General features: G+C 60.8%; 6 protein-coding genes. 3 read left to right on the top strand and 3 right to left on the bottom strand.

Going from position 1 to position 7,609, the window contains the following annotated elements; genetic code table 11:
* Positions 1–158 precede the first annotated feature (158 nt).
* Positions 159–1,424: a phosphoribosylamine--glycine ligase gene (gene purD / locus ACTHND_RS07025; protein WP_440177141.1), complete on the bottom strand. Its 1,266-nt coding sequence runs from the start codon at positions 1,422–1,424 to the stop codon at positions 159–161.
* A gap of 45 nt (positions 1,425–1,469) precedes the next feature.
* Complete coding sequence (locus ACTHND_RS07020; protein ID WP_440177139.1) at positions 1,470–3,542, bottom strand: ATP-binding protein; 2,073 nt, start codon at positions 3,540–3,542, stop codon at positions 1,470–1,472.
* A 143-nt stretch (positions 3,543–3,685) separates the two neighbouring features.
* Here ACTHND_RS07020 and xseA point away from each other — a divergent pair, with 143 nt between their 5' ends.
* The gene (xseA, locus tag ACTHND_RS07015; RefSeq protein ID WP_440177137.1) at positions 3,686–5,266 is read left to right on the top strand and encodes an exodeoxyribonuclease VII large subunit; all 1,581 of its coding nucleotides are present in this window, start codon (positions 3,686–3,688) and stop codon (positions 5,264–5,266) included.
* Here the strand turns inward: xseA and ACTHND_RS07010 are convergent.
* Entirely contained in the window at positions 5,263–6,390 is a 1,128-nt protein-coding gene (locus ACTHND_RS07010) for an alpha/beta hydrolase (protein WP_440177135.1), read from the bottom strand. The genes xseA and ACTHND_RS07010 overlap by 4 nt on opposite strands.
* A 109-nt stretch (positions 6,391–6,499) precedes the next feature.
* Between ACTHND_RS07010 and ACTHND_RS07005 the strand changes: the two genes are divergently transcribed.
* Positions 6,500–6,715: a DUF2093 domain-containing protein gene (locus ACTHND_RS07005; protein WP_440177143.1), complete on the top strand. Its 216-nt coding sequence runs from the start codon at positions 6,500–6,502 to the stop codon at positions 6,713–6,715.
* Positions 6,694–7,554 (top strand): M23 family metallopeptidase, encoded by an 861-nt coding sequence (locus tag ACTHND_RS07000; RefSeq protein WP_440177133.1) that lies wholly within the window; start codon positions 6,694–6,696, stop codon positions 7,552–7,554. The genes ACTHND_RS07005 and ACTHND_RS07000 overlap by 22 nt, the downstream gene beginning before the upstream one ends.
* The last annotated feature ends 55 nt before the right edge of the window (positions 7,555–7,609 follow it).

Raw genomic sequence — 7,609 nt, 5'->3', positions numbered from 1 at the left:
CATGAGGAAGGCGGCGGAGCGAACCAAAGAAACCGTCTGGAGGAAGATCGGAAAACTCATTGATCGATTTCCTCCAGACGAATGCGCAAACTACTTCAGGAACTCAGGCTATGCTTCCACTTAAAGTCATAACGCTCTAATCGGCCAAAGATCGAAGCCTAAAGGGCTCGCCAGGCGATGTCGGTGCGATAAAACCCACCCGGCCAGTCGATATCACTGATCGCTTCGTAAGCCTTATCGCGGGCTTCCTGCAGGGTCTTGCCACGGGCGCAGATATTCAGCACGCGACCACCGGCGGCACGCAAGCTGCCATCTTCCCCCCGACTGGTGCCGGCATGGAAAACCGTCACATCCGGGCCGAAATCCTGCTCAGCGCCACGAATGACCGAACCGGTCAGCGGACTGTCGGGATAGCCCTTGGCGGCATAGATGACACAGACCGCCGGATCGTCATGCCATTGCGGCGCCGGCAGGTTTTTCAGGCCGCCGGTGGCCGCCGCCAGCAGATAGGGCACGATGTCGCTTTTCAGGCGCAGCATCAGCACCTGGCATTCCGGATCACCGAAGCGGGCATTATATTCCACCAGTCGCGGGCGACCATTCTCCACCATCAGGCCGGCATAAAGCACGCCCTTGTACGGATTGCCCTCGGCCTTCATTCCGGCCATGGTCGGGGCCAGGATTTCGGTTTCGGTGATCCGCAGGAGTTCCGGCGTCACGATCGGCGCCGGGCTGTAGGTGCCCATGCCACCGGTATTCGGACCGGTATCCCCGTCAAAGGCGCGCTTGTGATCCTGCGCCCATCCAAAAAGGATCGCCGTCTCGCCGTCGCACAGGGCAAAGACGGAAGCCTCCTCGCCGGCCATGAACTCCTCAATGACGATGTTCGAACTGGCCGGGCCGTAACGTCCCCCCAGCATGGCCTCGACCTCGGCCACGGCGTCCTGGTAATCCGGCGAAATGGCGACGCCCTTGCCGGCGGCCAGGCCATCGGCCTTGATCACATAGGGCGGGCTGTAGGTTTTCAGGAACTCGCGCGCCTCCTCGACATTGTCGAAGGTCTCATAGGCGGCCGTCGGGATATTGTGGCGCTTGCAGAAATCCTTGGTGAAGCCCTTGGAGGCTTCCAGTTGCGCCGCCTTCTTCAACGGCCCGAAGCACGGGATATTGGCGGCAGCCAGGGCATCGGCCAGACCTTCCGCCAGGGCGTTTTCAGGGCCGACCACCACCAGGTCCGCCTTGATCTCGCGCGCCAGCCCTACCAGGCCCGGCACATCGGTCGCCTTGATATTGTGGCACTGACCTAAATTCGCCATGCCGGGATTGCCCGGCGCGATAACCAATTTGTCGCACAAGGGCGACTGGGCGATTTTCCAAGCGAGGGCGTGTTCACGGCCGCCCGAACCGATCAGCAGAATGTTCATGGCTTTCGCTTCCCTCACCCGGCCTTCCGGGTCAAGCGAAAAGTCTCAGCCCGCCAGCCGATAGGGCGTGACCGTGCCTTCAAGGCAGGCGTGCAGGATATTGAAAAACTGCGGCATATCAATCGGCTTGGTCAGGACATGATTAAAACCATGGCCACGCGTATCGTCGGATAGCTTGGTCTGGGCGGCGGCGCTGAGGGCCACGATCGCCGTCTCCGCATTGAGCCCACGCCCCTCGCGCAGGGTGCGCGTGGCGGCTATGCCATCCAGCACCGGCATCTGGATATCCATGAAGATTAAGTCAAACCTGATGCGTTCGCAGATTTCCAGCGCGGCCTCGCCATCGCTGACCTCATGGATTTCCAGCCCGGAATCCGTCATCAGCAGGCGGATCAGTTCGCGGTTGATCGGATGGTCGTCGACGATCAATACCTTGCGATCCTCCAGGAAGACCGGTTTCAGGTCATTGGCGCTCACCACCGGCGCCGGGGCGGCGGCCTCACTGACGGGTATCTCGAACCAGAAGCAGGCGCCCTCGCCCGGCGCGGACTCCACGCCGATACGCCCCTGCATCAGTTTGATGATCTCGTGGCAAATGGAAAGACCGAGGCCGGAACCGCCATATCTGCGGCTGATGCTGTTGTCGATCTGGTTGAACCGCGTGAAGAGGTGCGGCTGCTGATCATAAGGGATGCCCGGCCCGTTATCCCGCACCTCGACGCGCAGACGGCCCTTTTCCGGCATGGCGGCAGACACCACCACCTGGCCGTTCTGCGTGAATTTGCAGGCATTGCCGACCAGGTTGTAAAAAACCTGGCGCAGGCGCACATCATCCAGCAGCAGCCAGTCCGGCATGTGTGGATCATAGTCGCAAACGACGTCGATATCGCGCGTTTCCCCCAGCACCGCGAACTGATCGACAATATCGGTCGCCAGGCTGCGTATATTCGCCGGTTGCGGATCGAGCCGCACCTGCCCGGCCTCCAGCTTGGAGAAGTCCAGAATATCGGTGATCAGGCTGAGCAGGGCCTCTCCCGCCTTATTGATGCGGCCAATATAATGGCGCGCGTCCTTGGGCAGATCTGATACGCCGTTCAGCAGGGTGGCATAACCCAGTATGGTCGTCAGTGGCGTGCGGATTTCGTGGCTCATATTGGAGAGGAAATCCGATTTGGCCATGACAAAGGCTTCGGCCGTTTCCTTGGCCGTGCGCAGGGTCTCTTCCAGATGTGCCTGCTCGGTTATATCCTGCAATATGCCGAAAATATATTCCGGCCGGCCGTCCTCGGTATATTCGGCGCCGCCCCTGGAATAGACGATGCGCTCCTCGCCATCAGCACGCATCAGGCGGTGCTCGAAGGTGAAATCCTCGCCATTTGACAGGGCCTGGCGTACACAGGCTTCGACCGCCGCCCGGTCATCCGGGTGGAAGAGCTGGATCGCCGTATCGATCTGGGGCTGGTAGCTGTCGCGGTTCAGACCGTGGATGGCATAGACGCCGCGCGACCAGAAGCAATCACCGGTCGGGGCATGGATATGCCAGTAGCCGACCCCGGCTACCTCCTCCATCAGTTCCAGCTTGCGCTGGGTTTCCTGGAGCCGGCGGATCGCCGCCTTCTTCGCCGCGCCGCTGCGCCGCAGGGCCATCATATCGGAGACGCTGGCGGCCAGCTTTTGCAGACGGCCCGCCTGGATCGCATCAAAATCAGGACGCGCGACCGTATCGAGAATGCAAAAGGTGCCGATCTGCACCCCTTCATAATGCAGGGGCTGGCCGGCATAGAAGCGAACCGCCGGCGCACTGGTCACGAAGGGATTGCTGGCAAAACGCGTATCGGCCAGGGCATCCGGCACGACCATCAGGCCGCCAGAACGGAGCGTGTGTTCGCAGAACGAGATTTCCGCCGGCACGGAACGCAGGTCAATGCCGCGGGCGGTCACGAAACTGTAGCGCTCGCCATCCACCAGCGAAATCAGGACGATAGGCGCGCCAAAGATATCCGCCGCCAGGGCGGTCAGATGATCGAAGCCCGAATCCGGCTCCGCTTCGAATATATCCGGCTGATGAAAAACGGCGTGGCGGCCGGCCTCCTCAGCCAAGGGCACTGTGCGGCGCATGGCGCTCTGTCCTGCTTCTTGTAAGACTCACCCTAAGTTGAGCCCTCTGAAGAAAACCTAAACATTTGTGGATAAAAAACGATTAGAGCCGCAAAACTGGGGCCAAGTCGAAATTGCGGCGAAAATTGCGCTAAAGTACCGGCATGGCCAATGATCTCATGCCCGGCGAATCAACGAATGCTGCCGCCTATTCGGTTTCCGAACTGGCGGGGGCGCTGAAGCGCACGCTGGAAACCACTTATGATCATGTCCGTCTGCGCGGCGAAATCTCCAAGGTTACGCGCCATGCCTCCGGCCATGTCTACCTGACGATCAAGGACGACAAGGCGGCAATCGACGGCGTCATCTGGAAAGGCAATGTCAGCCGTCTGCAGGCCCAGCCGGAACAGGGCCTGGAGGTCATTGTCACCGGCAAGATCACCACCTTCCCGGCCTCATCGAAATACCAGATTGTCATCGAGGCGATGGAGGTGGCCGGCATCGGCGCCCTGCTGGCCCAGCTCGACCGTCTGAAGAAAAAGCTTCACGGCGAGGGCCTGTTCGATCCGGCGCGAAAGAAGCCTCTGCCCTATGCGCCGCGCACCATAGGCGTCATCACCTCGCCGACCGGCGCCGTCATCCGCGATATCCTGCACCGCATCCGCGACCGCTGGCCCTGCCGCGTCATCGTCTGGCCGGTGATCGTCCAGGGTGATGCCGCCGCGCCGCAGGTGATCCAGGCCTTGCGTGGTTTTCATAACGATACGGCTGTTGCCCGCCCCGATGTGATCATTGTGGCGCGCGGCGGCGGCTCGGTGGAGGATCTCTGGGCTTTCAACAGCGAGGACCTGGCGCGCGCCGTGGCGGCCAGCACCATCCCGATCATATCAGCCGTGGGCCACGAGACCGACACTACCCTGATCGATTATGTCAGCGACCGCCGCGCGCCTACGCCCACCGGCGCGGCCGAAATGGCGACGCCGGTGCTCGGCGAATTGCGCGCCTTCACTGCCGATCTCGAACGCCGGCGCCAGGGCACGATGGCGCGACTGCTGGAAACCCGCCGCGAACGCGTGGCCCTGCTGGCCCGCACCCTGCCGAAGCCACTCGACCTGATAGACAGCGCCCAGCAAAGGCTGGATTTCGTGGCGCACCGGCTCGACGGCGGCTTGCGGCAAAACCTCAACCTGCACCAGACGGCCTATGCGCGCCTCTCCGGTCGGTTCGCACCCGCCTTGCTGGAACGCGAGGTGCAGCTAAAGCGCACGCACCTGGGCCAACTCGCCGCGCGTCTCGATCTGGCGGTCGGGCGCCGCGTGACCGTTGCCACCAGCCATGCCCGCCTGCCGGAACTCACAATCCGCATGAACGAGGCGCTGAACCGGACCGTCAAGCGCAGCGGCGAACGCCTCCCCGAACTCACAAAACGCCTGTCTGAAGCGTTCGCGCGCGATCTCAGGCAAAGACAGGAACGCGTTCAAAGGCTTGAACAATTGCGCGTCAACCTCAACCCCGATCGACCGCTCGATCTCGGCTTCGCCCGCGTCAATCGGCCAGACGGTGTACTCGTCAAGTCACCCGCCGGCGTAGAAGCGGGCGACGCCCTGATCCTGACCTTCAAGGGCGATCAGACGCTGGATGTTGTGGCTGGCAGTGGCGGAACGCCGCCGCCCGCCAAGGCGACGCCCAAGCCCGTCCCCTCAAGGCCCAAACCGGCCGCTCCGGATCAGGGCAGTTTGTTTTAAGGCTTCGATATTGCCGGGAACGCGCCCTCAAGCGCACCAATCAGCCCCTGCTCCCACATGGCCGGATCATGCCCCGAATAGATCGTCAGGTAATGACAGGTCAGTCCTGCTTGCCGAGCCTGTTTGCAGAAGGCGGCAGTCTGCCTGTTGAAATAATCATATGCACCAGCGCCCAAATAAAGGGTCTGGCCTTGTGCCGCCGCGAAACCATAGTTCTGCGTCGGGCTGCCGGCAACCGCGAAAGCGCTGACCTGATCGAACAGATCGTGGTGTTTCAAACCAAACGATAAAGCCCAGTTGGCCCCATTTGAATACCCGTAGGTCATCCGCTCCGTCGCTTCCCGACTGGCGTGAAATCGTGTTTCTGCCAGCGGCATGACCTCGTCAGTGACAAAAGCTTCATGACGTTCGTAGACAGCCTGATCCAAGCCTGGCAAATATTCCCGTCCACGCGCAGCACCACCGTTATCCATGCCAACCAGCAAGACTGGCCGGATAAGGCCATCAACTATGAGTCTCTCGACGATCGGCGCAAAGGCATCAACCGAATTATCCGCCATATAGACAACCGGATATCCATCCCGAGGTGGCGGCGAAGGCGGCGTGTAGATGGTGACATTGCGTTTTTGCCCCAGGTTCCGGCTATCAATCTCTATGGTTTCTGTTCGCCCTTTGAGCGCTTCCATCCGAGTCGCTACCGGGGCCTTGGGACCACGATAGTCAAGACTTTCCACCGCCCGCATATCAACCAGCAAAGACAAATTAAGTATCGACTCATCAATGTAAGGCAGATTGTATTGCAGCCCCCAAAGTCCCTGCGGCGCCCCCACCAATGGCTGCATACGGTCCTGAAACGTGCAGCACAGGTCAGGCGTCAGGTCTCCATTTCCCCGCGCCGCAATTCGCAGTGTGGTCCCTTCGACCCAGTAAGCAAGGTTTTTCGTCCCCAGGTGATCAGCCGCGGCTTGTGCATCAAAATCAACGGTTGCGAAACATCCCGGGTCCATGGCTGAAGCGGCCTGACACAGGGGAAGGACACGCGATATCTTCTGAGGCTGCGCATTTGCGATGCTGAAACCAATCATTCCCATAAACAGGCTGCACATAAAGACCAACAGGCACACGTTTAATCTCCACCATCACAACCATTGCGGATAATTCACATTCAAATGGAGCTTATTTTTGGCGATGTCCCGCCTTGATCATGGCATTCGACCGGCCTATGTTGGTGGTATGAATATGCATACGCCCTCTCCCCTGCCTGGCCAGGCCGTTCTCCATTACGGCGATGGCGACTACACCGTCATGCGTCCCGGAAAGTTCGTTCTCTGCGCCGTTTCCGGTCGGCAGATCCCGCTGGAGGCGCTGAAATACTGGAACCCGCGCACCCAGGAAGCCTATGCCGGCCCGGAGGAGGCTACCCAGGCGTGGAAAAACCTGAAGCGCTGAACCGCCGCACACTTTTAACCGGTGCAACCGTCCTGCTTGGCGGTTTTGGTTCACTTGCGCGCGCCCAGGCCCCTGATCCTTTCGGGCTTAAGGGCCGCTTTATTCAGAGCGGTTATTGCGTCGGCCACACCACCCCCAATGCCGAAATCTGGGTGGATGGTGTCCGGCAGAGCACGGCCTCAGTCGATGGCTGGTTCTATGTCGGTTTCGACCGCGATTCCCCCGCTACCTGCCGGATCGAAACCCGCACGGCCACTGACACCCAGGTCACAACCGTCACCATCGCGCCCCAGACCTATGACACCCAGCGCGTCGACGGCCTGCCGCCGGAAACCGTCACCCCCCAGGCCCCCGAAGTCCTGGAACGCATCAAGCGTGATGCCGCGCTGAAAGCCACCGCCTTTGCCAGCCGCGACAGCGATGACAGCTTCAAGAGCGGCTTTATCTGGCCGCTGAAAAACTTCATCGTTTCAGGGCGTTTCGGCAATCAGCGCATCCTCAATGGCGTTCCCAAGAGCCCCCACTACGGTTTCGACATGGCCGCCCCCATCGGTACGCCGATCTATGCGCCGCAGGGCGGCCTGGTGGTGCTGGCCGAGCCCGACCTGTTCTACGAAGGCGGCCTGACCTTTATAGATCACGGCCAGGGCGTGATCTCGATGTATCTCCACCAGTCACGCGTTCTGGTCAGTAAGGGCGACCGCCTAATCCAGGGGCAACTGATCGGCCTGGTGGGCGATCGCGGCCGCGCCACCGGCCCCCACCTGTGCTGGCGGCTGAAATGGGGCGACCGCCACGTGGATCCCAGCCTTATGACTCAGGGCGTTATGGCCGGGTAGGCCGTCACCCAATTACCACAGCGAATGATTCTGTCGGAAATATTTGAATATTTTG

Source organism: Asticcacaulis sp. (assembly GCF_051954415.1).
Classification (GTDB): Bacteria; Pseudomonadota; Alphaproteobacteria; order Caulobacterales; family Caulobacteraceae; genus Asticcacaulis.
Note: the sequence above shows the minus strand (reverse complement) of the source record. Positions and strands in the feature narration are given on the sequence as shown.